Annotated in this window: 16 protein-coding genes; 13 read left to right on the forward strand and 3 right to left on the reverse strand. The window is 37.9% G+C overall.

From position 1 onward, the window contains the following. Window positions 1–86: 86 nt before the first annotated feature. Window positions 87–800, reverse strand: a complete 714-nt coding sequence (locus AC6HVZ_RS06840) for a FadR/GntR family transcriptional regulator (protein ID WP_497557407.1) — start codon at window positions 798–800, stop codon at window positions 87–89. 323 nt (window positions 801–1,123) lie between these two features. Between AC6HVZ_RS06840 and AC6HVZ_RS06845 the strand changes: the two genes are divergently transcribed. From AC6HVZ_RS06845 to AC6HVZ_RS06870, 6 genes are all read left to right on the forward strand, one after another. After that, entirely contained in the window at window positions 1,124–2,137 is a 1,014-nt protein-coding gene (locus AC6HVZ_RS06845; protein WP_497557408.1) for a TRAP transporter substrate-binding protein, read from the forward strand. A 69-nt stretch (window positions 2,138–2,206) separates the two neighbouring features. After that, on the forward strand, window positions 2,207–2,698 hold the full coding sequence (locus AC6HVZ_RS06850; protein ID WP_497557409.1) for a TRAP transporter small permease: 492 nt from the start codon (window positions 2,207–2,209) through the stop codon (window positions 2,696–2,698). Beyond that, the gene (locus AC6HVZ_RS06855; protein WP_497557410.1) at window positions 2,679–3,944 is read left to right on the forward strand and encodes a TRAP transporter large permease; all 1,266 of its coding nucleotides are present in this window, start codon (window positions 2,679–2,681) and stop codon (window positions 3,942–3,944) included. Before AC6HVZ_RS06850 ends, AC6HVZ_RS06855 begins: the two co-directional genes overlap by 20 nt. 112 nt (window positions 3,945–4,056) lie before the next feature. Next, window positions 4,057–5,118 carry a tartrate dehydrogenase gene (locus tag AC6HVZ_RS06860; protein WP_497557411.1) on the forward strand — a complete coding sequence of 354 codons (1,062 nt, stop codon included), beginning with the start codon at window positions 4,057–4,059 and terminating at the stop codon, window positions 5,116–5,118. Window positions 5,119–5,199: 81 nt separating this feature from the next. Then, window positions 5,200–5,949, forward strand: a complete 750-nt coding sequence (locus AC6HVZ_RS06865) for an SDR family NAD(P)-dependent oxidoreductase (RefSeq protein WP_497557516.1) — start codon at window positions 5,200–5,202, stop codon at window positions 5,947–5,949. 134 nt (window positions 5,950–6,083) lie between these two features. Next, window positions 6,084–7,526: an aldehyde dehydrogenase family protein gene (locus AC6HVZ_RS06870; protein ID WP_497557412.1), complete on the forward strand. Its 1,443-nt coding sequence runs from the start codon at window positions 6,084–6,086 to the stop codon at window positions 7,524–7,526. A 296-nt stretch (window positions 7,527–7,822) separates the two neighbouring features. Here the strand turns inward: AC6HVZ_RS06870 and AC6HVZ_RS06875 are convergent, their stop codons facing one another. Further along, window positions 7,823–9,376: a PucR family transcriptional regulator gene (locus AC6HVZ_RS06875; RefSeq protein WP_497557413.1), complete on the reverse strand. Its 1,554-nt coding sequence runs from the start codon at window positions 9,374–9,376 to the stop codon at window positions 7,823–7,825. Between the two features lie 135 nt (window positions 9,377–9,511). On the opposite strand from AC6HVZ_RS06875, the gene AC6HVZ_RS06880 reads away from it, so the two are divergent. From AC6HVZ_RS06880 to AC6HVZ_RS06910, 7 genes are all read left to right on the forward strand, one after another. Then, window positions 9,512–10,969: a CoA-acylating methylmalonate-semialdehyde dehydrogenase gene (locus AC6HVZ_RS06880; RefSeq protein ID WP_497557414.1), complete on the forward strand. Its 1,458-nt coding sequence runs from the start codon at window positions 9,512–9,514 to the stop codon at window positions 10,967–10,969. 29 nt (window positions 10,970–10,998) lie between these two features. Beyond that, window positions 10,999–12,327, forward strand: a complete 1,329-nt coding sequence (locus AC6HVZ_RS06885) for an aspartate aminotransferase family protein (RefSeq protein ID WP_497557415.1) — start codon at window positions 10,999–11,001, stop codon at window positions 12,325–12,327. A 21-nt stretch (window positions 12,328–12,348) separates the two neighbouring features. Beyond that, window positions 12,349–12,648 (forward strand): YhdT family protein, encoded by a 300-nt coding sequence (locus AC6HVZ_RS06890; RefSeq protein ID WP_497557416.1) that lies wholly within the window; start codon window positions 12,349–12,351, stop codon window positions 12,646–12,648. Next, window positions 12,645–14,114 carry a sodium/pantothenate symporter gene (gene panF / locus AC6HVZ_RS06895; protein ID WP_497557417.1) on the forward strand — a complete coding sequence of 490 codons (1,470 nt, stop codon included), beginning with the start codon at window positions 12,645–12,647 and terminating at the stop codon, window positions 14,112–14,114. Before AC6HVZ_RS06890 ends, panF begins: the two co-directional genes overlap by 4 nt. Before the next feature lie 15 nt (window positions 14,115–14,129). Then, complete coding sequence (locus AC6HVZ_RS06900; protein WP_497557418.1) at window positions 14,130–15,353, forward strand: M20 family metallopeptidase; 1,224 nt, start codon at window positions 14,130–14,132, stop codon at window positions 15,351–15,353. Between the two features lie 312 nt (window positions 15,354–15,665). Beyond that, window positions 15,666–16,118 carry a transposase gene (locus AC6HVZ_RS06905; protein ID WP_497557419.1) on the forward strand — a complete coding sequence of 151 codons (453 nt, stop codon included), beginning with the start codon at window positions 15,666–15,668 and terminating at the stop codon, window positions 16,116–16,118. Beyond that, complete coding sequence (locus AC6HVZ_RS06910; protein ID WP_497557420.1) at window positions 16,096–16,425, forward strand: transposase; 330 nt, start codon at window positions 16,096–16,098, stop codon at window positions 16,423–16,425. Before AC6HVZ_RS06905 ends, AC6HVZ_RS06910 begins: the two co-directional genes overlap by 23 nt. 257 nt (window positions 16,426–16,682) lie before the next feature. Here the strand turns inward: AC6HVZ_RS06910 and mnmH are convergent, their stop codons facing one another. After that, a complete protein-coding gene (gene mnmH / locus AC6HVZ_RS06915; protein WP_497557421.1) occupies window positions 16,683–17,711 on the reverse strand; it encodes a tRNA 2-selenouridine(34) synthase MnmH in 1,029 nt (342 codons plus the stop codon). Window positions 17,712–17,722 lie beyond the last annotated feature (11 nt).

A 17,722-nucleotide genomic window follows, 5' to 3' on the forward strand; every position in this document is an offset into this window, starting at 1 on the left:
TAATAATAAGGCACAGAAAGCAGATAAAATCCGCTAGTAGTGCCTTTTTCACGCAAAACCTCTGATTTCACCTAAAAAAACTGTCCCTATACTTCATCAGCATTTTCAATCATTTCTTCATTATTGCGGATCATTCGCTGAACTTCTGTTGTGGAATGGAAATCTTCTCCTGCATTTAATAACTTCAAGTAGGCTTTATGAGAATTCAGGGTGCGTTCAATACCGTCTTTTTGCTTAAAATGAATCATCTTTGGTTTGATTATTTCATAAATGGTCTTTCCAATTTCAATCACAAATGGATTATTTGTCTCTTCCAAAACAGCATAATGAAATTGTAAATCAATTTCTACTAATTCTTCCAGGCTTAAATCGGGATTCATTCTTTCAATCTGTGAATAATAAACTTCTTCAATTTTACGAATGTCCTTATTTTCCTGGGTGTTGATCATATTAATTAAGAGAACTTCAAAATGCTGGCGGAATTCGATAAACTTTTCGATATGATTGCTTTTCAGTATCAAGCTGAAAATAAGCGGATTCAATGAGAAATAATCCTGTTGTTTCGTAATATACATTCCTTCTCCACGTTTGATTTGGATCACACCGATTGATTCTAAAATTTTGATAGCCTCACGAACTGGCGTCCTACTTACACCAAGCTGTTTCATTAATTCTTTTTCAGTGGGTAATTTATCGCCAGGTTTCAAAGTACCATTAATTAAGTTATCTTTTACGAGTAAAACGATTTCAGAAGAGATTGTACGGTTTATATTTAATTTATCAAAAGATAATGTCTCCATTCCAACGCCCCGTTTCTAAATATAAATACTTTTATTTTTAAAAAGAAATATTTTTCTGTAAATTCCTATTTACAAATAAATTGAAATTAGTTAATATTAATAATACCTACTACGTCATACGTACGATGTAATTTATTCTAATATACTATATTTTTCTATATATGTATAGATTAGAAAGGCGAATAATAGTAAAACATTTATTTTTTAGAAAATTAAAATATCATGTAGTCCTTATTGAAAGAAATATTTAAAACTGGGTTTATTGTAGAAGACTGTAGAATCTATTAAATAGTAATATAAAAATATAAAAGGGGGAAATGATAATGAAAAAAAATTTTGTCATTATCTTTATTGTTTTTGTTGGACTCCTATTCACAGCCGCTTGTGGAAGTGGAGAAGAATCAATTAATTCATCGAAGTCAAATAATGAGGAAGTGTACACATTGCAAGCTGGGCATTCGTTACCGGATGATCACCCGTATCATTTAGGTTTATTGGAAATGAAGGAAAATATAGAGGAAAGAACGGATGGACGAGTTATCATTGAAGTTTTTCCTTTCAGTGAAATTGGTGCTGAGCGGGAACTTACAGAAGGAATGACTCTTGGTACAGTTGACCTTGTTGTATCATCCACTGCACCGGTTACAAACTTTGTATCAGAATTAGAAGTTTTGGATATTCCTTTTCTTTTTAATGACCGTGATTCAGCAGTAGAAGTATTGGAAGGTGAAATTGGTGATGAACTTTTTGCGGCATTGGAGGAACAGGGGATTATCGGTCTTTCTTGGGCGGAGAATGGTTATCGTCATATAACAAATAGTACCCATCCAATTGAAAAACCAGAGGATTTAAAAGGGGTAAAAATTAGAACACAAGAAAACGAAATTCATTTAGCTGCTTTTGAAGAACTTGGTGCCCAGCCTACACCAATGGCATGGACAGAAGCATTAACAGCCTTGCAGCAAGGTGTTGTAGATGCTCAGGAAAATCCGGCGATTGTCGCTGATCAGTATAGTTTATATGAATCTAATCAAGCGTACATGTCATTGACTGGGCATGTCTATTCTGTAGCCATCTATATGATGAGTAAACAAACTTATGATGAGTTGCCGGAGGATTTACGTAAAATTGTTGTTGAAGAAGGTCAAAAAGTTGGTGCAAAAGAACGTGAAATGATTGTTGAAATGGAAAAAGAATCTATCAACACATTGAAAGAACAAGGAATGGAAATAATTGAAGAAATTAATACAAAACCATTTCAAGAAGCAGTTCGACCTGTTTATGATATGATCGAACATCAGGAATTACTAAATCGTATTCTTGAAGCACAAAAATAAAAATAAATAATTAAATGAAACGGGAGAAACTAGTTTTCTCCCTATTTACCTTAATAAGGAGGAGGTCCATTGCAGCGTATTATCCAGTACATAAATATCGGAATGAAGCATTTGTTAAATATTCTTATGGCCATTTTAGTTATTTCTGTATTTCTTCAAGTTATTTTCAGGTTCGTTTTAAATAATCCACTTGCATGGACTGAGGAATTGGCACGTTATTGTTTGATTTGGCTTACCTTTTTTGGCGCAGCCTATGCTATGGCATTAAAACAACATATAGGTGTGGAGTTTTTTACAAATTTATTTCCTGCGGTAGGGCAAAAAATATTGTCGATTATTGCAGGATTGGTAAGTATGATATTTTTTATATTAATGATTTATCAAGGTTTTAGCTTGGCGATGAGTGCAATGGAGCAAACATCATCAGCTCTACAAATTCCAATGGGGTATGTTTATTTGGTTATTCCAATAAGTGGATTTTTTCTTGGAATGAATCTAATTTCTGTATTGATAACGGATTTGAAAAAGGAGGATAGACAGCATGACAATCCTACTGTTTAGTCTCTTGGCAGTACTTTTTTTAATCAATGTTCCGATTGCTATTGCACTTGCTATGGCGGCATCTATTGTCTTCATGATTCAAGGGGATGTGTCACTAATTGTAATTATGCAGCGGATGATTAACTCCGTTGACTCTTTTCCACTACTTGCTATCCCATTTTTCATACTAGCTGGAAAATTAATGGAAACCGGAGGGATTTCACAACGACTCATCCATTTTGCGAATGTTATTTTTGGACGAATGAGGGGTGGATTAGCCATTGTTTCCATTGCAGCTTGTGCGTTTTTTGCAGCAATCTCCGGATCTGCAGCGGCAACAACGGCAGCGGTTGGTTCCATTCTTATTCCTGCCATGGTGAAAAAAGGATATGAACAGAGTTTTTCAACAGCCATTCAAGCAACAGGTGGAACGATTGGTATCATGATTCCCCCAAGTGTTCCGCTCGTATTATATGGTGTTACAGCAGGAGTATCAATAGGTGATTTATTTATCGCAGGAATTATGCCAGGTGTTTTAGTCGTTGGAGTATTAATGTTATTAGTCTATTTTATTTCGGTTAAAAAAGGCTATGGTGGTGGAGAATCCTTCACATTTAAAGAATCCATGAAAGCTTTTGGCGATGCCGTTTTAGCAATCTTAATGCCGGTGATTATTTTAGGTGGTATTTATGGAGGAATTTTCACCCCAACCGAAGCTGCAGTTGTTGCGGTGGTTTACGGATTGATTGTTGGCATGTTCATTTACCGTGAAATAAAGCTATCTGATTTATCAAAAGTATTTACAGAATCTGTAGTTGTTAGTGCGGTTATTTTATTTATAATTGCGGGTGCGTCCGTATTGGGTTATTACCTGACAAGGGAAAGGATCCCGAGAGAACTTGCGGAATTCATGCTTGGGATTACGGATAACTGGATTATCGCATTATTGATTATTAATGTTTTATTATTATTTGTTGGAACATTTTTAGAAACATCAGCAGCAATTATTATTTTGACACCAATTCTCGCACCAATTGCCAGTGCACTTGGAATTGATTTGGTTCATTTTGGAATTATAATGATCGTTAACCTTGCTATTGGATTCATTACACCTCCAGTAGGGGTCAACTTGTTTGTGGCATCCAATATATCAGGGACGAAGATAGAAAGTTTAATTAGGGCGATCATACCATTTATATTAGTGATGATTATTTGCGTTATTATCATTTCATTCTTACCAAGCCTAAGTCTGTTTTTAGTTGAATAGAATGGGGACGGACAGTGGAGGCAGACACGTTGTCTCAGCTCTCTGAGCCTTGTACTATGACAACAAACTTGAACCTAATTCCACTGAATAGAATAAAAGAGGGGTGTGTAAATTGGAAAACTTTAAAATTGCCGTGCTACCAGGGGATGGCATTGGACCAGAAGTGACGAAGGAAGCTGTAAAAGTGTTGGAGGCTTTAGCTAAGATAGACACTTCATTTACGTATGAAACGCAAGAATTCAATTGGAGTAGTCAACATTATTTAGATAAAGGCTGCATGATGCCAGAGGATGGGTTAGAACAGTTAAAGAAATTTGATGCGATTTTATTTGGAGCGATTGGCGATTCACGTGTTCCAGAACAAATTTCAATTTGGGATTTAATCATGCCAATTCGGAAAAAATTCCAGCAGTTTGTGAATTTCCGTCCTGTGAAGCTTTTGAAAGGATTAGAAAGTCCATTGAAAAAGGATAAACCAATTGATTTTGTGATTGTTCGGGAAAATGGTGAGGGAGAATATTCCAATATTGGTGGAATGATGTTTCAGGGAGAGCTACGGGAAATGGCTGTGCAAAATACAATTATGACACGTCAAGGTGTGAACCAGATAACGGAATTTGCCTATCAGTATGCACGTGATCATGGTTTGAATAAGGTAACCAATGCAACGAAATCCAATGCAATTATTCATACGATGAAATTTTGGGATCAGATTGTCGAGGAAGTTGTTGCAAAGAATACGGACATAGAATACGAACGGTATTATATTGATGCGTTAGCAGCGTATTTCGTACAGCGTCCAGAGAATTTTCAAGTGGTTTTGGCATCAAATCTGTTCGGTGATATTTTATCAGATTTAGGTTCGGCCATTGTTGGGGGACTGGGACTTGCTCCATCTGGTAACATTAATCCAAGTGGTGAATTCCCATCGATGTTTGAAGCGGTTCATGGATCTGCACCAGATATCGCAGGGAAAGGAATTGCCAATCCGATTGCACAAGTTTGGTCAGCCGCACTCATGCTAGAACATTTCGAACGAGCCGATTTACATGATAAAATCCTTGCAGCGATTGAAGAAGTATTAGTGGAGAAGAAAGTGTTAACGCCGGATGTTGGAGGTACAGCGACGACTTCGGAGATGGGAGATGCTATTGTGGAGAAAATATTGAATTAGTGGGAGGGGAACAGGAACCTTGTCACATTTTTGTGAAAAACAAATCCTAAAAGGAAAAATGATAAGAATGGAGTGGTTAAGATGACATTAAAAGGGAAAACAATTGTGATAACCGGAGCCGGTGGTGGCATGGGGAAAGCCACGGTAGAATTACTATTGCAAGAGGGTGCTAATGTTGTTGGATGTGACTTAAATATTGATAAGTTGAAGGAGTTTGAAGAACTGCAAAATTTTCTGGCAATTAAAGGTGATTTATTAAAAGAAAATACGGTTAAGGAGATTTTTAAGAAAACTGCCGAATATTTTGGCGGAATTGATGGTCTTGCAAATATTGCTGGGATTGCCCAAAGTGCGACACCAATTAATGAAGTCTCTTTAAGTGAGTTCCATAAAATAATAGATATTAATTTGACCATGATGTTTTTAACTTGTCGCGAAGCTTCTATTTATATGAAGAAACAGAAGCAAGGGAAAATTGTGAATATCGGTTCGGTTTCAACAACAAGACCACGACCAGGTCTGCAAGTTTATGTTGCCTCCAAAGGTGCTGTGGAGTCTTTTACAAAAGCTTTGGCATTGGAACTTGCACCAGAACATATTAATGTAAATGTACTGCACCCAGGTCCTGCAGATACGAATATGCTTGGACAATTTTTAAAAGAAGGAATGGATGTAGATGATGGGAAGAAGGCAATTTTCGAAAGTAGTGTTCCTTTAGGCAGATTGATACAACCGTCAGATATTGCTAGTTCAATTAAGTTTTTGCTTTCTGATGAAGCAGGTATAATTACTGGTGCTGTGTTGCATGTTGATGGTGGAAGGAGTATTTGACGAAAGTAATATGTTTGAGGTTAGAAATCGGATAACTCGACTGGCGTTGTTAAGAACTCCAGTTATTTCCCGAATTTGATCTTGGGCGGTGACTTACCTCTCGAATTTTTTCAAAATTTTGAAGGAGGGATTTTGTGGAGACATTAAAGATATATGTTAATGGAAAATGGGTTGATAGTTCGACTGGCGAGGTAATTGATGTAAAAAACCCATCAAGTGGAGAAGTTATCGCTACGATTCCTCGTGGAACGAATGTAGAAGTAAATGCAGCGGTTCAGGCAGCGTATAGGGCGTTTAGGGATGAAGCTTGGCGTAGTGTCAAACCATATGAACGAGGTGATATCCTGTTTAAAATTGCCGATAAGTTAAAACATAATAGGGATGAACTGGCAAGATTGGAAACGATAGATGTTGGAAAACCATTGTCACAAAGCTATGCCGACATTGATGCGGCTATTCGCTACTTCCGATTTTATGGTGGAGCAGCTGATAAGGTTATGGGAGATACGATTCCAATTGAGGACGGTTTGATTGATTATGTCGTTCGTGAACCTGTCGGAGTAACCGCACATATTATCCCATGGAATTATCCAATCCAGATTATATCGCGAAGTGTAGCAGCAGCCATTGCAACGGGTAATACGGTTGTTGTGAAAAGTGCTGAAGATACGCCAATGACAGCAATGAGGCTGACTCAATTTTTTGATGAATTGGATTTACCTAAGGGTGTTTTTAACCATGTAACAGGATATGGCTATGAGGCTGGTGCGGCTTTATCTAGTCATCCTTTCGTCAATCATGTGACATTTACAGGTTCGGTTGAGACAGGAATTATTGTCGGTCAAGCAGCAACTGCAAATGTTGTTCCTGTAACATTGGAGCTTGGTGGGAAGTCACCGAATATAGTGTTTGCAGATTGCGATGTGGATAAAGCCGTTGATGGAGTTGTTCGAGCGATTATTCAAAATTCTGGGCAGACCTGTTCTGCAGGCTCTCGCTTGTTAGTTGAGAAGGACTTTAAGGATGAGTTTTTAGATAAAGTCGTTGAGCGATTTAAGGGATTAAAGGTCGGTGCTGGAATCGAAGACAAAGATGTTGGCCCAATTTTGAATGAAAAGCAATTTAATCGAGTGATGGAATTTATTGAATTAGCTAAAATTGAGGCTAAAATCGTGGTTGGCGGAAAACGAATTAAAGTTGATGGGTATAACGGTGGATTTTATTTGGAACCAACCATTGTTGATGGGGTTAGCCCGGATAGTAAGATCGCACAAGAAGAAATATTTGGTCCAGTATTAACTCTGTTTACTTTTAACGATACGGCTGAAGCTTTGGAGCTTGCGAATAGTACAGACTATGGTTTGGTCACTGGAATTTGGACAAAGGATATTAGCCGTGCCCATTACCTTGCTAGCCGAATTGATTCAGGTCAGATTTTTATAAATAATTATGGTGCTGGCGGTGGCGTTCAGATGCCATTTGGCGGATATAAGAAAAGTGGATTTGGTCGGGAGAAAGGCTGGATTGCACTTTATAATTATACGGTTGTGAAGAATGTAGCAGTTAGGTATAACTAGCGTGATTTAACGTATTAGACTATAATTTTACAGTTGTTGTAGTTACTCAGCAGTCTAATAAAGCCATCACATTAAAGGGACAATGTCGGACAAAGTTCTCTTATTTGTGATGGTTTTTATAGTATACGTGAGTAGTTAAGTTTATCTTAGAAGATGGTTTAGTTAGTCTTGTAGCAGTTTATGGTGAACGTTATCTCTAAAAGAAATATAAGAGTAACGATTCATATATGTCCTTCTGTTATCCGTCTAGATAAGTAGTGTGATGTCGAGATTAGTCACCCTTCTATTCGATTTCTTTAAATCCCATCTTCATAAGCATAAATAGCAAATTCGTACATAAAGCGGTTTTGCGCCAATTCAATATCGTAGTGGACTAATGAGGCAATCTTCTCTAGGCGGTGATAGAGTGTTTGCCGTACGATAAAAAGTTCCTCTGCTGTTTGTTTTTTGGAGCATTGATTCTTCAAGTAGATGTGCAAAGTGTACAGTAGATTGGAACTGTTGTGTTTGTCGAATTCTATGATTGGTCCGAGATAGTCTTGTATGATGTCTTGCGTTTCCTGATTGTTTGCTAAATTACTTAATAGCCTGCTTACATTTAAATTTTGATATAGTGTTATGATGCCTTTGTCCTTATTTTTTTGTAAGCGATAAGTTTTCACTGCAGTCTTATGGCTATAAGTTAGCATGCTGTAATCAGTTACAAAAATTCCTGCGGTCATGTAGTTGATGTTATATTTTTGGATGTCAGTTTTGTTTTGCTTTTTAATTTGGTTTACAGCGTTGTTAAATCGTTCGAATAGATCCTTACTCCCCATCTGATTAATCAATACGAAGATAAAGTAGTTGTTCTTAAAGTCAGTTGTGGCATATAGATGAAACCCATTACTTCTAAAGGTGTCTCGAATTAATAGCATAATGTAACTTAATGATCGATTGGTGTCGCTATTTTGGCTGGTGAACGGGATCAGAGCAATACTGATTTCATTTTGCTTGATGGAGTTATCGAGAAATTTCATCTGGTTGATGACACTCTGATGATCTGCATCTTCGCTTATAATAGAATAAATCCAGTCATTTTTCTCTATTTGCTGTCGTTCGATGTGTTGATATTTTAAGAGTAATGATTGACTGATAAAGTTGGCGCAGCGTTCAATGGCTAACTTTTCAAATTTCGATAGAAGGTGTTCCTTTTTGTTGCAATACAGGTAGCCTATTTCGTTATTTAATACGAAAACGGATAGTTTCATCCAATCGAGGGATCCACAATCTTTCTGACCTTTATCTTTTATTTTTATCTGGTCGGATGAACTCGAAAACGGCTTATCGGTGTGATAGAACATGATTTTCAAGTTAATTGCATCACTAAGTATTTTTAAAAAGCTATCTACTTCCTTATTTTCATTCAGCGCGGTATTCAGATTATTAAACAGATTGTCCAATTCGTCCCAGATGGAGTCCTCGGAGCCGAGCAAATATTTGTGAAGATCCATTGTTATATCAATGAATTTCACCTCTTCGTTAAATAGAATGATGGGTAGGTTATATGAATCAGCTGTATTGATAAATGTTGGAGATAATGGATTTGATTTTTGATCGAAATCGATGCATAGTGCTGCCACGTTTTTTTCTATGATTTGATGTAGGAAATAAAGGGATGTTTCTTCGTCTTTATTCCATTCGATTCCCGTTGAGAGAATCAATTCACCTCCGTTAATTAAATGTCTGCAGTCCGCTTTCTCAATAACGTGCACCCATTTGAAGGATCTTGATAGAAAGTTGCTTCCTGAAAGGATTGTTATATTGGAAAAAAATGGTCGTTTCACTGTTTCCTGTATGGTTATGCTCATCATAGTGTCACCCTATTTTTGATTTAATTGGTCATTATGTTAATTGAAAGCGCTTATATATTTTACGTATTGTCTAATGCATTTCAATTATTCTGCCTATATAATGGATTATAACAAATGAAGGAGAGATAATATATGTCTTTTAATATTTCAGAAAAAATAAATAACTATATAAATGGTGAATGGGTTGAATCAAGAGGAGAGGATTTCCTAAATGTAGTTAATCCTGCAAGTGGAGAGACGTTAACGGTCGTTCCTGTCTCAACGAAAGGTGATGTAGACCAAGCAGTGAAATCGGCAAAACAAACATTCAATTCTTGGAGTAATACTCCGGTTCCTAAGCGAGCACGAGTTATGTTTAGATACCAGCAACTTTTAATGGAGAATGCTGATGACTTAGCGATGATCATTACGATGGAAAACGGCAAGATATTTGCTGATGCTCGTGGAGAAGTGCAGCGTGGTATTGAATGTGTGGAATTTGCAGCTGGTGCACCTGAGTTAATGAAGGGGGAAGTCAGTCCTGACATTGCCCAAGGTATCGAGTCAACAATGTATCGCTATCCAGTTGGAGTTGTAGCGGGTATCACACCATTTAATTTTCCGATGATGGTGCCGCTCTGGATGTTCCCGCTTGCGATTGCTTGTGGTAATACATTTGTGTTAAAGCCTTCTGAGAAAACGCCAATTCTCGCAGCGAGATTAGTAGAATTAATGGTTGAAGCGGGTTTGCCAAAAGGTGTGTTAAATTTAGTAAACGGTGCACATGAGGTGGTGAATGGTTTACTGGAACATGATGAAGTAGAAGCTGTATCGTTTGTTGGTTCGCAACCAGTAGCGGAATACGTGTATAAAACAGCTGCACAATACGGAAAGCGGGTACAAGCGTTATCTGGTGCGAAAAATCATGCCATTGTTATGCCTGATTGTGATGTGAAGAAGTCAGTTGATGGTGTTATTAATGCAGCGTTTGGCAGTGCTGGAGAGCGCTGTATGGCTTGTTCAGTTGTCGTTACGGTTGGTGATATTGGAGATACCTTTGTCGAAAAATTAAAAGAAAAAGCAGATCAGTTAAAAATGGGTAATGGTCTGGAGGCAGAAACCACACTTGGACCGTTAATTCGAGCAGACCATAAAGACAGAGTGTTAAATTATATTGATCTCGGTGAAAAAGAATCAGCAAAATTGATACGTGACGGAAGAAAAGATACAACCAATAATAATGGTTATTTTCTCGGAGCCACTATTTTTGATTATGTAAATACAGAAATGTCGATTTGGAAAGATGAGATATTTGCGCCAGTCCTCTGCGTCATCCGTACCGAAACGTTAGAAGAGGCGATTGCGCTTACCAATCAATCTGATTATGCTAATGGCGCCGTTATTTATACAGATAGTAACAAAGCAGTGAGGGAGTTTAAAGCAAATATCGATGCAGGAATGGTTGGTGTCAATGTAAATGTACCCGCACCAATGGCATTTTTTCCATTCTCCGGTTGGAAAAATTCCTTTTACGGTGATTTGCATGTTAATGGAAAAGATGGAGTTAACTTCTTTACTAGAAGAAAAATGGTCACGTCTCGTTCTTTTTAGTAAAATCTAGAGTAAAGCGAGTGTTGTATATGGAAAGAGTAGTACCAAATCATAGTGAAACAGATGAAAAGTATCTTTGGCATCATCTGAAACCGTATAATCCACAGGCAACGATGATTGCAGAATCATCAAGCGGTGCATGGGTTACCAACGATCAAGGCGAAACCTTTTTAGATGGGATGTCTGGTCTCTGGTGTGCAAATATTGGTTATGGAAGAGAAGAACTCGCACAAACTGCCTTTGATCAAATGAAGAAACTCAGTTATTTTCCGCTATCTCATTCACATCAACCAGCGATTGAGTTAGCGGAAAAAATAAGTGATTGGCTTGGCGGGGATTATGTTGTGTTTTTTTCCAATAGTGGATCAGAAGCAAATGAATCCGCATTTAAGATTGCTAGACAGTATCATCAGCAAACAGGAAATAAAGGGAAATATAAATTTATTTCCAGATATAGAGGGTATCATGGAAATACGTCTGCAGCTCTAGCAGCAACTGGTCAGTATCAACGGAAATATTTATATGAACCTTTATCACCTGGTTTTTTACATGTACATCCTCCAGACAGTTATCGGGATGAATTACATGTAGACCGGGCAAACGAAATTGATTTAATGATGAAGTATGAAACAAGTGAATCAATTGCTGGAGTTATTATGGAACCGATTATTTCAGGGGGAGGTATCTTAATTCCCCCTGATGATTATATGACAAAGGTGAAGGAAATTTGCGAGGATCATTATGCTCTATTAATAGTAGATGAAGTTGTTTGCGGATTTGGTAGAATGGGGGAGAAGTTTGGCCATCAGCATTACGGTGTGAAGCCTGATATTGTTACGATGGCAAAAGGGTTAACAGGTGGCTATCTACCGTTATCAGCCACTGCTGTACGAAGGGATATTTACGAAACGTTTAACGGAGATGGGGAATTTGACTTCTTAAGGCAAAATAATACGTTTGGAGGACATCCCGTATCCTGTGCAGTGGCATTGAAAAACATAGAAATTTTAGAAAAAGAAAATCTAATAGAACAGTCAAACGTTCTAGGTAAAAGTCTATTAACCGATTTGAAAAAATTGGAAGCAATGAATCACATTGGAAATGTACGTGGTAAAGGATTAATGATAGGGATTGAACTCGTGAAAGACAAGACGAATAAAGAACCAATTGGCGTTGAAAAAGTAAATCAGGTTATCGCAGCATGTAAGAACAGAAATGTCATCATTGGTAAAAATGGAGTGACCGCAGCAGGTTTTGATAATGTGTTAACATTAGCACCACCACTCTCGATTACCGATCAGGATTTAGCATATATTGTAAAGGTTTTAAAAGAATCTTTAACAGAAGTACTAACTTAAAACGAGAAAGGAGAGAATTATATGCATGAGAAGCGTATAAAACATGATCCCCGTTTTGATGTTGCCCACCGGGAAGCACTGATTGGCTGTGCGTTGGCTGTCTTTAACATTATTTGGTGGTACGGGTTTGCTTATGGAATGGGTTCAAAGCCGCCAGAGGAATATGAGTATGTATTTGGTTTTCCTGCATGGTTTTTTTATAGCTGTATCATAGGATTTTTTGTAATGGTTTTATTAGTCTTTATCGTTGTTAAATTTATACTTGTAGAAGTTCCGTTTGAAGCACAAGAAAAAGAAGATGATGAGGTGAATTCTGCATGAATTGGGGAGTAATTATACCGTTAATCCTATTTTTAATGATCGTGTTTGCAGTTGGTATATGGTCTAATCGGAAGTTGTCTTCATCTAAATCATTTCTTAGTGATTACTTTCTGGGAAGCCGTGAATTTGGAGGTCTGGTGCTCGCTATGACCATGGTTGCTACATATGGAAGTGCATCAAGTTTCTTAGGTGGACCGGGTGCTGCGTATTCCATTGGATTAGGTTGGGTACTCTTGGCCATGACACAAGTAGCTACAGGATATTTTGTCTTACTTATTTTAGGCAAAAAATTCGCCATTGTAACGAGACGCTATAAAGCAGTTACATTGATCGATTTTTTGAAAGAAAGATATAAGAGTAAGTTTGTAGTATTGCTATCATCTGGTAGTATTATCATATTTTTATTCTCGGCAATGGCTGCCCAGTGGGTAGGTGGAGCTTACTTAATTCAAACTTTAATTGGCATATCGTACACGGGCGCATTATTTATTTTCACGATATCCGTTTTAGTTTATGTCATTATTGGTGGTTTCCGTGCGGTTGCGATAACCGATACGATTCAAGGGGTTGTCATGTTCTTCGGAACGTTGATCCTTTTGATAGCAGTTATTATTGCAGGTGGAGGGTTATCGAATATCTTCGCTGACTTAGTTGGAGAGAATCCTAACTTAGTAACACCTTATGGACAAGACGGTCAACTGACTGGTTTATACGTGTCCTCTTTCTGGATATTGGTCGGGGTTGGTGTTGTAGCATTGCCACAGGTTGCCGTGAGAGCGATGTCCTATCGTGATTCAAAATCGATGCATAAAGCAATCATCATCGGGACGATTGTTGTTGGATTTATTATGTTGAACATGCACTTAATTGGCGTATTCGCAAGACCAGTACTGCCTGGAATTGAAGTAGCTGATCAGGTTATCCCGTTAATTGCACTAGATACATTACCATCTTGGGTAGCTGGTATTGTACTTGCTGCACCGCTTGCTGCAATGATGTCAACAGTCGATTCGTTGCTATTGTTAGTCAGTTCTGCTGTTGTAAAAGATGTGTATATTAACTACATTAAGCCAAAAGCATCTTATAATCATGTGAAAAAAGTAAGTATGGGATTTACAGCGATTATCGGTGTTATCGCTTTTTTATTAGCGATTAATCCGCCTGACTTACTTATATTCTTAAATCTATTTGCATTTGGTGGACTTGAAGCCGCATTCATTTGGCCAATCGTATTAGGTTTATATTGGAAGTTTGCCAATAAACATGGGGCAATTGCTTCGATGATAACAGGGATTGCATCCTATATTGTCATTCACTTCTATAATCAGGATTTCGGTAATTTATTTGGCGTTCACACAGTAACAGTACCTGTTTTTTTATCGCTTGCAGCATTCGTTGTCTTCAGTATTCTATTTAAAAAAGAGGCATATGAATTTCCAAAACAAACACTCAAACAAGAGGCATAAGGAGCGTATTAAATCATGAATGTAACAAAAGCAGATCTAATCAAAAGAGATAATGAACGTGTAGTTTCTCTTACACAACAATTAGTTCGAATTAAAAGTGTATTTCGCCCAGAAGACCCGGAAGCAAACGAAGAAAAGGTTGCTAACTTTGTCGTAAATCATTTACGAAAAATCGGAATCGAAGTACACATGGAAGAAGTGGCTCCCGGACGTCCAAACGTGATTGGTGTGATCGATTCTGGTAAGCCAGGTAAAACTCTATTATTTGAAGGACACACAGATGTGGTGACAGAAGGGGATCCGTCCAGTTGGAAACATGATCCATTTGGAGCAGAAATTATTGAAGGAAAAATGTATGGCCGTGGCACAAATGACACAAAGGGAAATCTTGCCTGTATGATTACCGCTGCTCAATCTATTATAGAAGATAAGGAATCATTTACTGGAAAAATCATTCTTTGCATCCCAGTTGATGAAGAAAGCATGATGCTTGGGATCAAGCACTTTATTAATCAAGGATGGGCAGATGATGTCGACGGGGCAATTATTTGTGAACCAGAAGAAAACCAAATTTGTATCGCACAGCGTGGGGCATTACGTATTAAAATTACGGTTGTTGGGAAAATGGCGCACGGTGCTATTTCCTGGAGTGGTGTAAACCCAAATTGGCGGATGGCTAAAATTATTATGGCACTTCAGCAGTTAGAACAAGAAGAACAGGAAACACATGGGGAGCACAAATACTTAAAATGGCCAAGCATTACACCTACTATTTTACAAGCTCCAGTAAAAGGGGACGCACAAATTAATGTGATTCCAGAACGTTGTATGACGACATTGGATATCAGAACAGTTCCCAATCAAAATCACCAAGATTTAATCAACAAAATCGAGCAAATTTTTACAAACTTAAAAGCGGAAGATAAAGATTTTAAAGTAGAATATGAAATTATCGAAGACCGCCCAGCGACAGAAACCGATAAAAGTGATCCTGTTGTGCAGTCTGTTTATAACGCTGTAAAAGATGTGTTAAACGAAGAACCACGATATAACGGCGTACCAGGTGCGACCGATGGCACATTCTTACACGTTCATGGTGTTCCAATCGTGACAATCGGTGCTGGAGATAGGGATATTCCACACCAAATAAATGAATATGTAGCGATTGACGAACTCGGAACAACGACTCAAATATATCGCAAAGCAGCACTTGATTTTTTAAACGGAGATGGTAAATAAATGATGTATAAAATTGCCATTATCCTGTAGAAATAATTGGAAAAGAAGTGATGACACAAGCAGTTAAAATGCTGGATATGATAACCAGTAATGAGTCGGTTGATATAGTCTATGATTAATTTGACTGGAATTTAGAATACTATGTACATTGTCCATAATCGGATGATACCAGAAGATGGATTAGAGTAGTTGAATGACGCTATTTAATTTGGTTCGATTGGTAACGCTTGCGTACCTGACCATATGTCCGTATAGGAATTAATTATTCCAATTAGATGGATGTAGAACGACTGATTATCTATTGCAGACAACGTGCTCGACCAATATAAAGGCTGGTTATTTCCAAAGATCGATGACCCGGAACAATTTAAACAACAAGTGGAAGAAGTATGCGACATCTATAAAAATGCTGAGCAATTGGAAGATCAGGGTATCCACGTTTATTCAACGGATGAAAAGACAGGCATCCAGGCACTTGAGCACGGCCATGAAAAAGAAATGGCGAAACCCGGACAACCAGAGCGAATAGAGCAGGAATACCATCGTCGCGGAACTTCAGGATTGATCGCATCTCGTTCAATTACAGATGGAAAAATTGTAGCGCCATTGGTTCAACCAACTCGAACAGAAACGGACTTTGTACGACATTTACGTAACGTTATTGCCCTTGATCCTGAAGCAGGTTATCGCTTTGTTGCGGACAATTTGAATACCAAAAAGTCGGGAATCCTTGGTACGTTTTGTGATCGAACAAGAAGGGCTTGAAATCGATGCTGAAACCCTTGGTGAAAAGAACAAATCAGGTATTCTCAAAAACATGACAACACGTGCTGCCTTTCTTTCTGATTCTTCCCATCGCATTCAAATTATTTATACGCCGAAGCATACGTCCTGGCTCAATCAGATAGAGTGCTGGTTTAGTGTTTTGACTCGCCGCTTATTGAATAAGCGTTCCAGTTTTCGTTCCGTTAAGCAACTGGAAGAAAAAAGATGCGCATGGATCGCTTATTATAATGAAAACTTAGCTAAAGCTTATAATTGGAAATTTTACGGAAAATTATTGCAAATTTAAGGAAAAGGATAAGGGAGTAGTGACTGCGTATTTGCGACAACGTGCACTAGAGTAAAGTAGCATAAAATCTAATTATCAGGTTGTCAAGTATTTTTTGGTTATTTTCTATATTATATATGAAATTCTTCCATGTGACTCCTTAAGGGTATACAAGGATACGGCTTTTTGTTGCAAATTGTGCAATACAAGAATAGATATGACTTCTACACATGACTCCGTGAAGCGGGAGAACCGTCCCCCCGTTTTCCCCCCCGTTTTCATTCACCTAAATAATCTCGCAACAATTCCACTGCTTCTTCAACAGTATTCGCTTTAATGTTGATTTTTTTATCTTCTGGAATTTGCTCGATGGAATGATCATACAACGGATCATAGTAGTGTTCAAGCAAAAGTCTTACAGCAGAAGAATAGTTTCCGGTTTTCAAGTCCGCATCAATATGATTGGAGATGGGTGTATGAATTCTTCTTTTAATTCGTTTAAATGCTTCAAAACACGCTTGTTCGTGATTCCAGGGCTGGTATTCATCCAGGATTTGAGTAACTCTTTCTTCAATTGGTATATCAATGAATAGTTGAGTACCAATTTCTTTTTTATCTAGAATAAAATCAGGAATGATTACTTTTCCTATCCGCCGACTTTCTCCTTCCATCAGCACGTATCGTGAATGCTGCAGGCGCTGTATGTTTTCGATCAGCAATGCATCAAACGTTTTTTGATTATGAGGTTCGAGCCCAATTTGACCAAAAATCGATCCTCTATGATTGGCCATTCCTTCAAAGTTTAGAACCGGATAGTTCTCTTCACGAAGGCGGTGCAGGATTGCTGTTTTTCCTGATCCTGTATAGCCGTTTAACACAAAAGCGTCTGGTTTTAGTTCAGTAGTTTTCAGTGTATCCACTACCCAATTGCGGTAGCTACGATAACCTCCAACTAAACGATAAACTTCTATTCCCATTAACGCAAGCACGGTAGCAGAAGTTCTGCTGCGCATACCTCCTCGCCAGCAGAAGACAGCCTTTTCTCCTTCTAAATTGGCAAACTCATTCACGAAGTTAGGTAGTTTTGCTGACATAATTTCAAGTCCGCGGTCTTTTGCAGCTTGCTTGCTGATTTGCTTATAAATGGTCCCGACTTCCGCTCTTTCCTCGTCACTAAAAAACGGGATATTTATACTACCGGGGATGGTGGCATTTTTAAATTCAGAAGGGGAACGTACATCAACTACGGTAAGTTCACCTGTATCTTGTAACGAGCGTAATTTATCTATAGTGATATCCTTGAACACGATGTCAACCC

Source organism: Oceanobacillus sp. NCCP-135 (assembly GCF_059698015.1).